The organism is Cupriavidus sp. PB-02, from assembly GCF_058252315.1.
Genome location: NZ_CM177694.1, coordinates 2,359,343 through 2,373,387 on the forward strand (window position 1 = coordinate 2,359,343; position 14,045 = coordinate 2,373,387).

Sequence of the window (14,045 nt, forward strand, 5' to 3'; positions counted from 1 at the left end):
GGCATGCGCATGCAACCCGCCAGGTCCGCTCCCATCGATGCCGAGCTGGTGCTGACCGATGCGCTGCTGGTGGACGGCACCGGTGTACCGCCGGTGCGCGGCCACCTGGCCATCGGCGGCGGGCGCATCGCCGCGCTCGGCGATTTTCCCGTCGCGCCCGGCACGCCGACCCGCTGCGCTGCCGGCCGCGTGCTGGCGCCGGGGTTTATCGACTCGCACACCCACGACGACGGCTACCTGCTGGTACATCCGGAGATGAAGCCGCGCGTCTCGCAGGGTGTCACCACCTTGGTCACCGGCAACTGCGGCATCAGCGTGGCGCCGCTGGTGGGCACCGCGCTCCCGCAGCCGCTCGACCTGCTGGGCTCGCAGATGCTGTTCCCCTTCACGTCGTTCGGAGCGTGGCTGCAGGCGTTGCGCGATGCGCCCGCCGCGGTCAACGTGGTGCCCCTGGTCGGCGATACCACGCTGCGCGTGGCGGTGATGCCTGACGTCAGCCGCCCCGCCAACGACGGCGAGCGCGCGCGCATGCGCGCGATGGTCGGCGAGGCGATGGACGCGGGCGCGTTCGGCCTGTCCACCGGTACGTTCTATCCGCCCGCAGCCGCCGCGCCCACGCAAGAGATCATCGACATCGGCCAGCCGCTGCTGGGCTGCGGCGCCATCTACGCCACCCATCTGCGCGATGAAGCCGACCACATCGTGCCGGCCATGCACGAGGCGCTGGCGATCGGGCGCGCACTGGATGCGCGCGTGGTGTTCTCGCACCACAAGGTCGCGGGCCAGCGCAACCACGGCCGCACGCGCGAAACGCTGGCGCTGATCGACCACGCCGCGGCCATGCAGCCGGTGTGCCTCGACTGCCATCCGTATCCCGCCACCTCGACCATGCTGCGCCTGGATCGCGTACGGCTGGCCAGCCGCACGCTGGTCACGTGGTCGGAGGGATACCCGGATGCCACCGGGCGCGATTTTGCCGAGGTCATGGCCGAACTTGGCCTGGATGACGACGCCACCATCGCCCGGCTGTCACCCGCGGGGGCGATCTACTTCCTGATGGACGAGGGCGATATCCGCCGCATCTACACACACCGCTGGCGATGGTCGGCTCCGACGGCCTGCCCTTCGACCGCCATCCGCATCCGCGCCAGTGGGGCACCTTCCCGCGCGTGCTGCGCGCGCTGGTGCGCGAGGAGAAGCTGCTGACGCTGCCCGCGGCGATCCACAAGATGACCGGGTTGCCCGCGCAACAGTACCGCCTGCGCGAACACGGGCTGCTGCGCGAAGGCTTCCATGCCGACCTGGTCTTATTCGATCCGGACACCATCAGCGACCTCGCCACCTTTTCGCATCCGGTGCAGGCGAGCTGCGGCATCGAAGGCGTCTGGGTTAACGGTGAGCAGGCGTGGGATGGCACGCGGACCGGCAAGGCGCGGCCGGGCCGCGTGCTGCTTGCGGAGGCCTAGCGGCGACGAGTGTTGCGGCGGGCGCGCCGGAAGCCGGTGACCTGATTTAAGATATCCGGCCATCGCCCCGGACATCAGGCGGCCTCCCGGCCGCGCCCCACATGAACGCGCCGTTCCCCCTTCGCACGGAATGCCCGCCCGGCGCCTGCATCTGCGGGCGCGAAGCGCTGCTGAGTGATCCGAACGCCGACCTGCGCGTGCTGCGGCTCACGCGGCCCGAGGAAAAGCGGCTGGTCGAGCGGCTGGAGAGCCTGACCAGCCTGGCCGAGCTGCGCCGGATGGAGGGCCTGATGCAGGCGCAACTGGGCATCGTACTGACCATCACCCCCAGCGCACGCGGTGTGCGGACGGTGCGCGGCATCAATATCCAGGTGCAGGAACAGCCCGGGCTGTGCCGCAAGATCCGCCAATCGATCCCCGCCGCGATCCGCCGCAGCATGGAACAGCATCCCGAGATCGCCTATGCGCTCGTGGATGCGCATGACCTGCTGGGCGGGATCTGAGAGCCCCTCAGATCACCTGGAGTGTTCTTCTTACGACAATTTTGACCCGCCCAGGCGGGCAGCAGGCGGCCTAGCCGTCAATGCTACGGATGCGGCATCGCTTGCGTCCGCATTCAGTCGACCTTGACTTGCTTGTTTCGCAACGGCATGCGCCAGAGCTCGTAGCGCTCCTCCCCCGCCTTGACCGCGCCGGCAAAGTGCTGGTTCAGGTTGCTGACCGTAAACACCAGGAAGCCGTCGGGATGGATCGCTGGCGTATCCGGCCAGAGCACGCCCTCGTCGGCGGCGGCCAGCGACATCTGCCGGCTGCGCGGGTCGTACTTGGCGATGCCATTGCGCGTGACATCCGTGATGTAGAGGTTGCCCCTTGCGTCAGTAACGATCCCGTCGGTATTTCCGCCCACGTCGCCGATGTCGCGCACAGCCGCCGCGACCGTCGCGTGGCTTGCGCCGGCATCGCGCAGCACCCGCGTGGGAATGGTGTAGGCGTGAGTGCCCGTGGTCACGGCCCAGTACAGCGTGCCGGCGTCCGGCGACAGCGCGATGCCATTGATGCCCAGTTGCAGTGGCTTGCCCGGCCAGACCTCGACGCCATGCGAGACTACCTTGGCACCGGGCTCGGGCAGCAGGCTGGAGTGCCGGTCCAGCACGCGCCGCGCCTTGCCGGAGGCAAGATCCACCACGATCAGGCCGGCCTTGTTGTCCGGCGCGCTGCGCAGGCCGCTGTCGGAGATGTAGGCAATCTTGCGGCGCTCGTCGACGACGATATCGTTGAGGAAGCTGCCGTTGCGATCGGCCACGCCATCCAGTGCGATGCGCCGGACCGTGCGGCCGGTGCGCAGGTCGTACACCATCACCTTCTGCCCGCCTGCCGGCGCTCCGGCCTCGCCCGCGACAAAGCCCATGTCCAGCGCCCACAGCCAGCCGTTGCGGCGGTCGATGTGGAAGCCGAGCACGTTGCGCAGATGGCTGTCCGGCGCACCGGCAACGGCGTTGCCTTCCACCGAGGGGAAGGCAGACAGCCGGGCTGGCCCGCTCTGTGGGCCCGTATCGAGGAGGCTCAGCGTAGCCGGCGCGCCGGCCGAGACCAGCCGCGGCGTGCTGACGAAGGCCCGGCCCTGTGCGTCGAAATGGATGCCGGCAATCGGCGCGCTGGCCGAGCCGGCAAATGGCGGTGGGGTTGCGCCCGGCCGGGACGCCTCCCAGCTGACGCCCGCATAGCTGCGCCAGCGTTCGAGCGGTGCCTGTCCGGCGGCACCGGCAAAGTCAGGGAAGACGGAGAACGAGGCCAGCATCAGGGCTGCCAGCCTGGAAATACGAAGGAACATGGCGGTTTCAGAAAAGGATATCTGGATAGAGCGTCGCAGGCGGGTCAGGCCGCGCGGCCGCGGCCTGCGCTGCATCAGAGGATCGAGCGGAAGCTGCCGCCTTCGACGCGCACCGCGGCGCCGTTGGAAGCGGCCCCGAGCGGGCTCGCCAGCAGCGCCACCATGGCGGCGATCTCGTCGGCCTCGATCATGCGTGCGATCAGCGAGCTGGGACGATAGGTTGCGAAGAAGTTCGCTTCGATTTCGGCAGCGCTCATGCCCGCGCGCGGCGCGGTCTGGCGCAGGTATTCGACGATGCCGTCGGAGCGGGTCGCGGCCGGCAGCACGCTGTTGACGGTGACGCCGGTCCCCTTGGTCAGCTCAGCCATGCCGCGCGACACCGCAAGTTGCGCCGACTTGGTGACGCCGTAGTGCACCATGTCCGGCGGCGTGAAGGCGCCGACCTCGCTGGAAATGAAGATCACCCGGCCCCAGTTCTTCTCCAGCATGCGCGGGAAGTAATGGCGCGACAGGCGCACCCCGGACATCACGTTGACGTCGAACATGCGCAACCAGTCTTCGTCGGTGATCTCGGCGAAGGGTTTGGCTTCGTAGTAGCCCAGGTTGTTGACCAGGATGTCGGTGTGCGGCTGCGCGCCCGCCAGCGCGGCCACACCGCTTGCGTCGCCAAGGTCCGCGACGATTGCGGTCACGCTGGCCTCGGACGCGGCGGCGGCAATGTCCGCCACCGCGGCATCAAGCTTGTCGCGATGGCGGCCGGTGATGGTGACCGCGACGCCTTCACGCGCGAGCGTGCGGGCGATGGCCAGGCCGATACCGGCCGTGGCGCCGGTGACGATGGCGGTCTTGCCTTGAAGTTGCAGGTCCATTGAGTTCCTCGGGATGTGGCCGCCTTGCGCCTGCGCAACGGCGCGCGCACGGCTGGCATGAATGGAAGGGATTCAGGGCTCGGATGGCAGCGTTGGTGCCGTTGCCCTGCCCACGTTCCGTACTTTATTACCCGCATCACTGGCGATAAACTGGCGCACCAGGAATTCATTTGTTCTTCGGAGGACAAAATGGCACGCCGCTTCGATCACCTCGGTGACGTGGAAGCCTTTCTCGCGGTGATCGAGCATGGCTCGTTCACGGCCGGGGCCGTGGCGCTGTCGACCACGCCCTCGGTGCTCAGCCGCGCCATTGCCCGGCTGGAGGCGCGACTCGGCAGCCAGCTGCTGCGCCGGACCACGCGCCGCATCGGCCTGACCGATCCGGGGCGGCTGTACCTTGAGCAGGCGCGCGCAGCCTTTACGCTGCTCGACGAGGCCGAGCGCGACATCCAGGGACAGGAAGGCGAGCTGTCGGGACGGGTGCGCATGAGCGTTCCCACCACCTATGGCCACTACCGGCTGCCGCCACTGCTGGCGCGCTTTGCCCGGCTGTACCCGCGCGTGCAGGTCGAGCTGAACATCACCAACCGCAATGTCGACCTGGTCGCCGAGGGCTTTGACCTCGCCATCCGCCTCGGCCACCTGCCCGACAGCGGCCTGGTGGCGCGCAGGCTGGAAGACGCGGCGCTGTGCCTGGTCGCGGCACCCGACTACCTGCAGCGCGAAGGCACGCCGCAGACGCTGGACGACCTGCGCCACCATGTCTGCCTGCCCTTCGTGCTGCCGCGCACCGGCCGCATCGCGCCGTGGGTGTTCCGCGACGGCGACCACGACATCGACTGGCTGACAACATCCGCCATCGCGGTGTCCGACGATGTGCTCGGCGTGGTGTCGCTGGCCGAGCAAGGCGTGGGCATCTGCCAGAGCTATGACTTCATCGTGCGCGACCGGATCGAACGCAGGCGCCTGGTCGAGCTGCTTCCGCAGCTGCGCGGCCGCTCGCGCCCCTTCTCGGTCATCTACGCGCCGCACCGGCGCCAGTCGGCGGCGGCGCGGGCGATGATCGAGCTGCTCACGGCAGGGTAAGTGCGCCCGGATCAGGCGATGCCGAAGCCGCCGTCGACCGGCAGGATCACGCCGGTCACATAGGCCGCATCCTCGGCGCACAGGAAGCGCACCACGCGCGCCACGTCGCGCGGCGTGCCCCAGCGCTGCATCGGGATGCGCGCCATGATCGCCACGCTGCGCTCGGGGTTGTCGAGCGCGCCCGAGGACAGCCGCGTGCGGATCCAGCCGGGCGCGACCGCGTTGACGCGGATCCCCTGCGGCGCCAGCGCAGCCGCATAGGCCCGCGTCAGCCCCAGCACGCCGGCCTTGCTGGCGGTATAGGCCGGATTGTTGGGCGAGCCGAAGTAGCTCCACATCGACGCGACGTTGACGACCGCGCCACGCGCCTCGGCAAGGCGCTCCTGCACCACGCTGATCATCGACTGCGAACCGTTCAGGTTTACGTCGACCACCTTGCGAAAGCCCTCCGGCGAGAACTCCCTGCGTTCATGCAGGATGATGCCCGCCGCATTGACGAGCACCGACACCGACTCCAGATCCGCGAGGGCTTCGCGCATGGCGTCGGTCGCCATGACATCGCCGCGCCGGAATTCCAGCGCGGGCGGCAGGTCCTCGTCGGCATCGATGCCCAGGCACACGACGCGCATGCCGTCTTCTGCAAACACCTCGGCTATCGCCCGACCGATACCGGTGCCGCCGCCCGTTACCACTGCAATCCGTTGACTCATACTGCCTCACTCCTTGTTGAAGAAACGGGGGGCGCTACACGCCCAGGTAGGTTGCGCGCAGGTGCGGGTTGGCAAGCAGCTCCTTGCCCGGTCCGGACAGCGCGATGGTGCCGCTCTCGATGACGTAGCCGTAGTCGGCCATGTCCAGCACCTGGTTGACGTTCTGCTCGATCACCAGGATGGCCATGTCGCGCTCGCGCAACTGGCGGATGCTGTCGAAGAGCCGGTCGACCATGATCGGCGCCAGCCCCAGCGACGGCTCGTCCAGCGCCAGCACGCGCGGCAGCGCCATCAGTGCGCGGCCGACCGCCAGCATCTGCTGCTGGCCGCCCGACAGCGTCGAGGCCGCCAAGTGCTGGCGCTCCTCCAGGATCGGGAACAGCGCGAACACTTCGCGCAGCGTCTGCGCGCGCCGCTGGCGCGCGCGCCGGTTGCTGGCGCCGATCAGCAGGTTCTCCAGGATCGACATGCCGAGGAAGAGCTGCTTGCCCTCCGGCGACTGCACAAAGCCCTCCAGCACCACGCGGTGCGGCGCCTGGGCATCGAGCTCGCGCCCGTCCATGCGCACCGCGCCGCGCTTGCGCCGCACCAGCCCCGACACGGTGCGCAGGAAGGTGGTCTTGCCGGCGCCGTTGGCGCCGATCAGCGCGGTGATGGAGCCGGGCGCCAGCGACAGGTTGATGCCGCGCAGCACCTGTTGCTCGCCATAGCCGGACCACAGGTCCTCCACTTCAAATATTGCTGCTGGCATAGCCATCTCCGAAATAGGCGTTGAGGACCTGGGGCATGCGGACCACGTCGGCAGGCACGCCGTCCGCGATCAGCCGCCCTTGCTCCATCACGATCACGCGGTCCGACAGGCCCATGATCACCTTCATCACGTGCTCGACGATCAGCACCGTCACGCCGGTGTCGCGGATCTTGCGCACCAGTTCGACCATCTCGCCCGCCTCGCTGGGCGTGGCGCCGGCCACCACTTCGTCCATCAGCAGCAGGCGCGGGCGCGTGGCCAGCGCCCGGCCCAGTTCGAGCTTGCGTTTGTCGAAGGCGGTCAGGTCGCTGGCGTCGGTATCGGCGCGCGCGGCCAGCCCCAGGAACTCCAGGCAGGCATAGGCCTCGTCGCGCACGCGCGCCCGCGCGCGGCTGCGCGAGAAGCCGCCGACCATGATGTTCTCCAGCGCACTGAGCCCGCCGAAGGGCTTGGACAGCTGGAAGGTGCGCGCGATGCCGCTGGCGCAGATCTGGTTCGGACGCCGCCCGCGGATCTGCTGGCCGCCGAACAGGATGTCGCCTTCGTCGGCCTGGATCGCGCCGGCGATCAGGTTGAAGGCTGTGGTCTTGCCGGCGCCGTTGGGACCGAGCAGCCCCAGGATTTCGCCCTTGCCCACTGAGAAAGACAGCTTGCTGACGGCCTGCAGGCCGCCGAAGCGCTTCGAGATCGATTTCACTTCGAGAATGCGTTCCATGGATCCTCCTTCAGGCGTCCTTGGCGACGACGGCCTTGGCCGGGGCATGCGGTGCGCGCCGGTAGCGCAGCAGCCGTTCGAGCGGGCCGATGATGCCCTTGGGGAAATACAGCACCGCCGCCATCAGGATCAGGCCGTAGATCACCAGGTGCAGGCCGAGGAATTTGCCGGCGAACCAGGCGCGGGCGAGTTCGGCGATGGGGTGCAGCACGAAGGCGCCCAGCACCGGGCCGATGATGGTGCCCTGGCCGCCGACGATGGCCATGATGGCGGCGTCGATCGACAGGTCCAGCCCCATGTTCCGCTCCGGGTTGATATAGCGGAAGAACTGGGCATAGAAAGCGCCGCCCAGCCCGGTCATGAACGCGCTGATGGCCAGCGCGATGATCGGGTAGCGCGTGGTGCTGACGCCTACCGCCTGCGCGGCGGCCTCGTCGCCGCGGATCGCCTTCAGGTAGTAGCCCAGGCGCGAGCGCTCCAGCGCCAACGTGGCCAGCAGCATCGCCACCAGCATGGCAAAGATGATGTAGTAGTACGGCACCTTGCCGTCGAACTGGAACGCCAGCCAGCCTGCCTGCGATGGCGGAATGACAAGGCCCTGCGCGCCCTTGAGCGGAATGCCGAGGAACTCGTCGGTGTTCTCGATCCAGATGCGCACGATCTCGGCAAAGGCGATGGTGGTCAGCGTGAAGTACGGCCCCTTGAGTTTGAAGGTGGGATAGCCGATGCACACCGACAGCAGCGCCGCGGCCACCCCGCCGGCAAACATGCCGAGCCACGGCGACACGCCCAGCTGGGTGAACAGCAGCACGGTGACATAGCCGGCGCCGCCAGCGAACACAGAGTGCCCCAGCGACAGCTGCCCCACATAGCCGCAGACAAAATTCCACGCCGACGCCATGTAGGCGAAGTAGAGGATCATGATCAGCGAATGGAGCGCGTAGCTGTCCTGCACGAACAGCGGCAACACCCCGGCAATGGCCATCAGCGGTATCCCGATCACGGCATTGATATTGGTCCTGGACACGGTCATGGATATGGCCCTCCCCTACTTACGGCCGAGCAGCCCGTTGGGGCGGAACAGCAACACGATGATGAACAGGCAGAACGAGAATACCGACGCGGAAGTCGCCGTGACGAACTGCGAGGCGACCGACTCGAACACGCCCAGCACCAGGCCGCCGAGCAACGAGCCCGGGATCGAGCCGATGCCGCCCAGCACCACCACCAGGAAGGACTTGATGCCGAAGCCCAGGCCGGTGGTCGGCGATACCGACAGGACCGGCACCAGCAGCGCGCCGAAGAGCCCGAGGATACCGGCGCCGATGCCGAAGGTGACGTTGTAGACCTGGCCTACGTTGATGCCCGACAGCGCCGCGGCGTCGCGATTCTGCGCGGTGGCACGGATCTGGCGGCCGGTGTCGGTGTAGCGCAGCCAGTACGACAGGCCGGCGGCGACCGCCACCGCCGCCACGCAAGCGATCAGCCGCGGCACGTTGACCGGAAGCGACGCCACGTCGATCGAGCCGCTGAGCGCATCGGTGGTGACTGTGCGCACGTCGGGGCCGAAGGCCATCAGGATGCCGTTGTCGATCACCAGGAACACGCCGGTGGTCAGGAGCAAGGCGCCAAGCGGCTCGACCACCATGGTGGCCTCGCGCCGGAACAGCGGCGCGATCACCACCGCATGGGTGAAGTAGCCGAGCAGGAACAGCAGCGGCACGGTGAACAGCACGGTCAGGTAAGGATGCAGGCCGAATACCGACCAGATCAGGTAGCTCAGGTACATGGCGAGCATCAGGAAGGAGCCATGCGCGAAGTTGATCACCCTCAGCACGCCGAAGATGAGGCTGAGGCCAAGCGCGATGCCACCGTAGATGCCGCCCAGCAGCACGCCGTTGACCACGGCGTAGGCCAGAATGGTTGGGTCCATGTCACTATCTCGATAATCACGGGCAGCGCCCGCGTTGCGATACACCCGGCCCGGCACGGCGTGCCGGGCCGTCCTGCCGGACGCTCAGCGCGCGCCGGGTGCCGGCAGCGGCCACACCGGCGTCACCCCTGCCAGCCGGTTCGATGCCGGCCAGATGGTGCGGCGCTCGCCGTTCTGGTTCTGCGAGATCACGCCGTGGGCAAAGGTGTTCTGGCCCTGCGCGTCGAACTTGATGCGCTGGTAGCCGGTGATCAGCGCGGGGCCGCTGCTGATGTCGGTCCTGGCCAGGGCGTCGCGCACTTTCTCGCGCTCGACCGAGGCGGCGCGCTCCAGCGCATCCTTGACCACGTAGACGTTGGACACGCCCTGTGCGCCATAGGAATTGATGCCATAGCCGAGGACCGTCTTGAACTTCGCATCGGCGGCGACCATGGCCGGATCCTTGGCGGCGCGCATGATGTCGACCTGGAAGTCGTCCTGCACGAACATGTTCTCGACCGCCTTGGGCGATACCGCCTTGTAGAAGTTTGGATCCTCCGAGCCGCCGCCGACCGAGTGGATGCCATAGGGCACGTACACGCGGCTTTCGGCAAGCTGGCGCGTGAAGAGGATGTGGTCCGGCGTGTAGGCTACGACGATCAGCGCATCGGGCTTGGCGCTGCGAATCTTGAGCAGTTGCGCCGACAGGTCGGTCTGGTTGGGCGGATACGACTCATCGAGCGAGATGGCGTAGCCGCGCTCCTTCGCCAGCTTCTTGACGTTGGCGGCGTGCGAGCGGCCCCAGTCGGTGCCCTCGTAGAACAGGCCGATACTCTTCGGGCCCTTGCCGGTCTCCTTTTTCAGCAGGTCGAGCGCGTCGATCTGCTCGCGCGCGTCGTAGATGGCCTTGTTGTTGGGCCGGAACACATACTTGAAGCCACGCTCGGTGATCTCGTCCTTGACCGCACCGGTGACCAGCCAGGGCACCTTGTAGCGCTCGGCGACCTCGGTGGCCGGGAAAGTCACCGCGCTGTTGTACGCGCCGACGATCAGCGTGACGCTCTCGCGCTGGATCAGGCGCTCGGTTTCCGCCACGCCGACATCGGGCTTGGACTGGCTGTCGGCGAACACCAGTTTCAGGCGCGCGCCGCCCAGCGCCTTGATGCCGCCCGCCGCGTTGATCTGCTCAGCGGCGATTTCCGCGCCGAGCTTGGTCTGGTTGCCGATGGTGGCGGCGCCGCCCGACAGCGGCAGCACGAAGCCGATCGGGATTTCCTTGACTTGCGCGACGGCGTTGCCGCCCGCCAGCGCCAGCAGCAAGGCCGCGGCGCCGATAAAGCGGCGGCGGGACGAAAGTTGGTGGGTATGCATGAGTGTCTCCTGGTCCGGTCCGGGCACGACGGCCCGGTGCAACTCTGTGTTGCTTCTGTCATCCGGCGCGGGCACGCAGCCCGCGCCTAGCAGGTCAGGCGGCCATCACCTGCTGCGCCAGTTCGCCGATGCCAGAGGCATCGAGCTTGTAGTGCGCGTACAGGTGGGTCGGTGGCGCGATCAGGCTGTATTCGTCGAGGATGCCGTGGCGCACCAGCCGCGTGCCCGCGCCGGCATCGGCCAGCACCTCGGCCACCGCGCCGCCCAGGCCGCCCAGCACGTTGTGCTCTTCCACCGTCATGATCGTTTTGGAGCGCGCTGCCGCGCGCAGCACCGCCTCGCGGTCGAGCGGCTTGACGGTGGCCATGTCGATCATGCCGACCGAGCGGCCCGCTGCATTCAGGCGCTTTGCCGCTTCCAGCGCCGGATGCACGGTCGAACCGGTCGCGATCAGCGTCAGCTCTTCGCCCTGCAGGTGCTCGATCGCCTTGCCGAATTCGAAGGTGATGCCTTCGTCGTAGACGGCGGGCTCGCGGCCGCGGCCGATGCGGAAATAGATCGGCCGGGCATGGTCCTTCGATGCATGGATCGCCGCGCGCAACTGCGGGCCGTCGGCCGGTGCGACCACGGTCAGGTCCGCGATCGAGCGCATGATGGCCAGGTCCTCGGTGGCATGGTGCGACGTGCCGTAGAAGCCCAGCGAGATGCCGGCGTGATGGCCGATCAAGCGCACCGGCAGCGCGCAATAGGCCACGTCCATGCGGATCTGCTCGCAGCACAGCAGCGCGAGGAACGAGGCAAAGGTGGCGACGAAGGGCGTGTAGCCAGCGGTCGCCATGCCAGCCGCGGCCGTCACCATGTTCTGCTCGGAAATGCCGAACTGGATATAGCGGTCCGGATACCGTTGGGCAAAGCGACTCAGTCCGTTCGAATACTGCAGGTCGGCGGAGCCGGCGAGCACCGGCGCGCCCGCTTCGACCAGATCGATCAGGCCGTCGGACAGGTAGCTGAGGCCGGGTGTGATCGCGTTCAGGCCGCGGTATTGCCAGGAGTCCTTGGAGAGTGGCTGGTTCATTGCGGTCAGTCCTTTGCGAGAATTTCTTCGATGGCGCGCTGCGCGTCGTCCGGGGCCAGGTAGCCCAGGTGCCAGCCCGGCTCGGTCTCCATGTAGGAAACGCCCTTGCCCTTGACGGTCTTGGCGATCACGCACACGGGCTGCGTGCGTGCGGTGTCGGCACGCAGCCGGCGCAGCAGCGCGGTCAGCGCCGCCACATCGTGGCCGTCGACGGTATGCACTTCCCAGCCGAACGCCTTCCACTTGGCGTCGAGCGGCTCGATGCCCATCACCTCGTCGACCGCGCCGTCGAGCTGGTAGCCGTTGCGGTCGACGATGGCGATCAGCCGGCCGGTGCGATGGTGCGCGGCCGACATCGCCGCCTCCCACACCTGCCCCTCCTGCATCTCGCCGTCGCCCAGCATCACGAAGGTGGTGAAGTCCTGGCCCGCATGCCGGCCCGCGAGCGCCATGCCCAGCCCGGCGGACAGCGCATGCCCGATCGAGCCCGAGCTGAAATCGATGCCGGGCACCTTGCGCATGTCGGGGTGGTCCCCCAGCGGGCTGCCCAGCCGGGTGTAGTCATCCAGCCATTCCCTGGGAAAGAAGCCGAGGTCGGCCAGGATCGGGAACAGCCCCACCGCGGCGTGGCCCTTGCCCATCAGGAAGCGGTCGCGCCCGGGCCAGGCCGGCTCGCCGCGCCGCAGCTTCATCACGTCGTAGTAGATCGCGGCGAAGGTCTCGGCCGCGGAGAACACCGAGGTGTAGTGGCCGGTCTTGGCGATCTCGATCAGGCGGATCGTCTCCAGGCGCACGAAGGTGGCGCGCTCCCTGAGCATCGCCACCTGTTCGACGCTGGGCGCGAACGGGTCGGCGGCGGTACTGACGAGCGCAGGTGCTACAGGCTGGTTCATCTCACATCTCCATTTTTTTGATGCATCATATATCCTCGTAATGTGCAAAAGCATGAGCGGCTGGCAGCCATGGCGGCCGTCAGATGCCGCCCAAGCAGAGGTACTTCAGTTCCAGGTAGTCTTCGATGCCGTGGCGCGCACCCTCGCGCCCGAGCCCGGATTCCTTGCTGCCGCCGAAGGGCGCCATGGCGGTCGAGATCAGGCCGCGCGTGCGCAGCAATTCAGCATCGCGCAGTTTCATGATGCCTCCGCTGGTTGCAGCATTTGCAGCGCGCGCGCATTCACCGCGCGCATCGCCGCGACCAGGTCGTCGGCGTCCAGCTCGCGCATGAAGTTGCGGATATGGGGCGCAGCCAGCGAGAGCTCGGCGGCATGGCGCAGCTCGTCCTGGGTCGCATCGGGCAGTCCCAGGTCGGCGAGGCACAAGGGCAAGCCAATGCGGCGGTACAGCGCTTCGACCTCGATGCGCACCGAGTCGTCGCGCCGTTCCAGTTCCAGCTGCACCAGCAGGCCAAAGGCCACCTGCAGCCCGTGCGGCGCGTGACTGGCTTCGCGCAGCGCCGACAGCCCGCGCGTCAGCGCATGCGCGATCGACAAGCCGCCGCTCTCGAAGCCGAGGCCCGACATCAGGATGGTGGCCTCCACCACGCGCTCGAACGCGGGCGTGGGCGCGCCGGTACCGGCGGCGGCCAGCGCATCTTCCGCGTCCGCCATCAGCACCGCGTGACAGGCACGCGCCAGCGCTGCGGCCGACAGCAACGGGCGCGTGCCGAACATATTGCGCCCCGCCGGCGCACACGCGCATTGCTCGGCCTCGAACGATTTCGAGATGGCGTCGCCGATGCCCGCCAGCAACATCGATGCGGGCGCCTGGGCGATCAGCGCGGTGTCAGCAATCACGCTGCTGGGGCTATATGGCAGGTGCCGCACGGCCAGCAGGCGGTGCGCCTCGTCATACAGCACATAGTTCTTGCTGGTCGGCGCGTCGTTGGACGCGACCGTGGGCACGGTGATCACCGGCACGCCGAAGTGGTCGGCCAGTGCCTTGCCCGCATCGATGCTGCGCCCGCCGCCAGCGGCTATCACCAGGTCGGGCCGTGCCGGGCCGGCCTCGTCGGCCAGGCGCGCCACCAGGCCGGGCGTCAACGCTTCGTCGAAGCTGGCGCGGCGCGTCGCCACGCCAGCCTGTTCGCACTGGCGCGCCAGCCGCTCGCCGACCATGTCCATCACCATGCGGTCGGCCACCAGCAAGGCATCGCTGCCCACGCGCGCGGCATGCTCTCCCAGCACCTCGATGGCTCCCGCGCCCTGGACGTAGCGCCCGGGCGATCCAAATACTGCTTGCACGTTGTCTCCTCTCGCTGTC

Annotated in this window: 13 protein-coding genes and 2 pseudogenes; 3 read left to right on the forward strand and 12 right to left on the reverse strand. The window is 68.0% G+C overall.

What is annotated here, in order from left to right:
- Positions 1-3: 3 nt before the first annotated feature.
- Positions 4-1,466: pseudogene (locus tag AC10V3_RS11050) on the forward strand (N-acyl-D-amino-acid deacylase family protein).
- A gap of 101 nt (positions 1,467-1,567) precedes the next feature.
- Positions 1,568-1,969 carry a hypothetical protein gene (locus AC10V3_RS11055; RefSeq protein WP_022535294.1) on the forward strand — a complete coding sequence of 134 codons (402 nt, stop codon included), beginning with the start codon at positions 1,568-1,570 and terminating at the stop codon, positions 1,967-1,969.
- A gap of 113 nt (positions 1,970-2,082) precedes the next feature.
- Here AC10V3_RS11055 and AC10V3_RS11060 read toward each other — a convergent pair whose 3' ends face one another.
- The gene (locus tag AC10V3_RS11060) at positions 2,083-3,297 is read right to left on the reverse strand and encodes an L-dopachrome tautomerase-related protein (protein WP_022535295.1); all 1,215 of its coding nucleotides are present in this window, start codon (positions 3,295-3,297) and stop codon (positions 2,083-2,085) included.
- Positions 3,298-3,371: 74 nt separating this feature from the next.
- Entirely contained in the window at positions 3,372-4,166 is a 795-nt protein-coding gene (locus AC10V3_RS11065; protein WP_022535296.1) for an SDR family NAD(P)-dependent oxidoreductase, read from the reverse strand.
- Between the two features lie 189 nt (positions 4,167-4,355).
- Here AC10V3_RS11065 and AC10V3_RS11070 point away from each other — a divergent pair, with 189 nt between their 5' ends.
- On the forward strand, positions 4,356-5,252 hold the full coding sequence (locus tag AC10V3_RS11070) for a LysR family transcriptional regulator (protein WP_022535297.1): 897 nt from the start codon (positions 4,356-4,358) through the stop codon (positions 5,250-5,252).
- A gap of 11 nt (positions 5,253-5,263) precedes the next feature.
- Here the strand turns inward: AC10V3_RS11070 and AC10V3_RS11075 are convergent, their stop codons facing one another.
- The 10 genes and pseudogenes from AC10V3_RS11075 to AC10V3_RS11120 all read right to left on the reverse strand — a co-directional run bounded on the left by AC10V3_RS11075 (position 5,264) and on the right by AC10V3_RS11120 (position 14,026).
- A complete protein-coding gene (locus AC10V3_RS11075; RefSeq protein ID WP_022535298.1) occupies positions 5,264-5,962 on the reverse strand; it encodes an SDR family NAD(P)-dependent oxidoreductase in 699 nt (232 codons plus the stop codon).
- Positions 5,963-5,996: 34 nt separating this feature from the next.
- Entirely contained in the window at positions 5,997-6,713 is a 717-nt protein-coding gene (locus AC10V3_RS11080) for an ABC transporter ATP-binding protein (protein ID WP_022535299.1), read from the reverse strand.
- Entirely contained in the window at positions 6,694-7,428 is a 735-nt protein-coding gene (locus tag AC10V3_RS11085) for an ABC transporter ATP-binding protein (protein ID WP_022535300.1), read from the reverse strand. The genes AC10V3_RS11080 and AC10V3_RS11085 overlap by 20 nt, the downstream gene beginning before the upstream one ends.
- 10 nt (positions 7,429-7,438) lie before the next feature.
- Positions 7,439-8,461 (reverse strand): branched-chain amino acid ABC transporter permease, encoded by a 1,023-nt coding sequence (locus AC10V3_RS11090; protein ID WP_022535301.1) that lies wholly within the window; start codon positions 8,459-8,461, stop codon positions 7,439-7,441.
- Positions 8,462-8,476: 15 nt separating this feature from the next.
- Complete coding sequence (locus tag AC10V3_RS11095) at positions 8,477-9,361, reverse strand: branched-chain amino acid ABC transporter permease (RefSeq protein WP_490922217.1); 885 nt, start codon at positions 9,359-9,361, stop codon at positions 8,477-8,479.
- Between the two features lie 84 nt (positions 9,362-9,445).
- On the reverse strand, positions 9,446-10,711 hold the full coding sequence (locus AC10V3_RS11100; RefSeq protein WP_022535303.1) for an ABC transporter substrate-binding protein: 1,266 nt from the start codon (positions 10,709-10,711) through the stop codon (positions 9,446-9,448).
- Between the two features lie 94 nt (positions 10,712-10,805).
- The gene (locus AC10V3_RS11105) at positions 10,806-11,786 is read right to left on the reverse strand and encodes a transketolase family protein (protein ID WP_022535304.1); all 981 of its coding nucleotides are present in this window, start codon (positions 11,784-11,786) and stop codon (positions 10,806-10,808) included.
- Between the two features lie 5 nt (positions 11,787-11,791).
- On the reverse strand, positions 11,792-12,604 hold the full coding sequence (locus AC10V3_RS11110) for a transketolase (RefSeq protein ID WP_349607397.1): 813 nt from the start codon (positions 12,602-12,604) through the stop codon (positions 11,792-11,794).
- A 154-nt stretch (positions 12,605-12,758) separates the two neighbouring features.
- Positions 12,759-12,884: pseudogene (locus tag AC10V3_RS11115) on the reverse strand (aldehyde dehydrogenase family protein); the annotation flags it as partial.
- A 32-nt stretch (positions 12,885-12,916) separates the two neighbouring features.
- A complete protein-coding gene (locus AC10V3_RS11120; protein ID WP_349607337.1) occupies positions 12,917-14,026 on the reverse strand; it encodes a glycerol dehydrogenase in 1,110 nt (369 codons plus the stop codon).
- Between the last annotated feature and the right edge of the window lie 19 nt (positions 14,027-14,045).

What these genes read in the sequence shown, in the direction of transcription:
- AC10V3_RS11055 (WP_022535294.1), top strand. Translation starts at nt 1,568, where the DNA reads ATGAACGCGCCGTTCCCCCTTCGCACGGAATGCCCGCCCGGCGCCTGC.
- AC10V3_RS11060 (WP_022535295.1), bottom strand. Translation starts at nt 3,297, where the DNA reads ATGTTCCTTCGTATTTCCAGGCTGGCAGCCCTGATGCTGGCCTCGTTC.
- AC10V3_RS11065 (WP_022535296.1), bottom strand. Translation starts at nt 4,166, where the DNA reads ATGGACCTGCAACTTCAAGGCAAGACCGCCATCGTCACCGGCGCCACG.
- AC10V3_RS11070 (WP_022535297.1), top strand. Translation starts at nt 4,356, where the DNA reads ATGGCACGCCGCTTCGATCACCTCGGTGACGTGGAAGCCTTTCTCGCG.
- AC10V3_RS11075 (WP_022535298.1), bottom strand. Translation starts at nt 5,962, where the DNA reads ATGAGTCAACGGATTGCAGTGGTAACGGGCGGCGGCACCGGTATCGGT.
- AC10V3_RS11080 (WP_022535299.1), bottom strand. Translation starts at nt 6,713, where the DNA reads ATGCCAGCAGCAATATTTGAAGTGGAGGACCTGTGGTCCGGCTATGGC.
- AC10V3_RS11085 (WP_022535300.1), bottom strand. Translation starts at nt 7,428, where the DNA reads ATGGAACGCATTCTCGAAGTGAAATCGATCTCGAAGCGCTTCGGCGGC.
- AC10V3_RS11090 (WP_022535301.1), bottom strand. Translation starts at nt 8,461, where the DNA reads ATGACCGTGTCCAGGACCAATATCAATGCCGTGATCGGGATACCGCTG.
- AC10V3_RS11095 (WP_490922217.1), bottom strand. Translation starts at nt 9,361, where the DNA reads ATGGACCCAACCATTCTGGCCTACGCCGTGGTCAACGGCGTGCTGCTG.
- AC10V3_RS11100 (WP_022535303.1), bottom strand. Translation starts at nt 10,711, where the DNA reads ATGCATACCCACCAACTTTCGTCCCGCCGCCGCTTTATCGGCGCCGCG.
- AC10V3_RS11105 (WP_022535304.1), bottom strand. Translation starts at nt 11,786, where the DNA reads ATGAACCAGCCACTCTCCAAGGACTCCTGGCAATACCGCGGCCTGAAC.
- AC10V3_RS11110 (WP_349607397.1), bottom strand. Translation starts at nt 12,604, where the DNA reads ATGCTCAGGGAGCGCGCCACCTTCGTGCGCCTGGAGACGATCCGCCTG.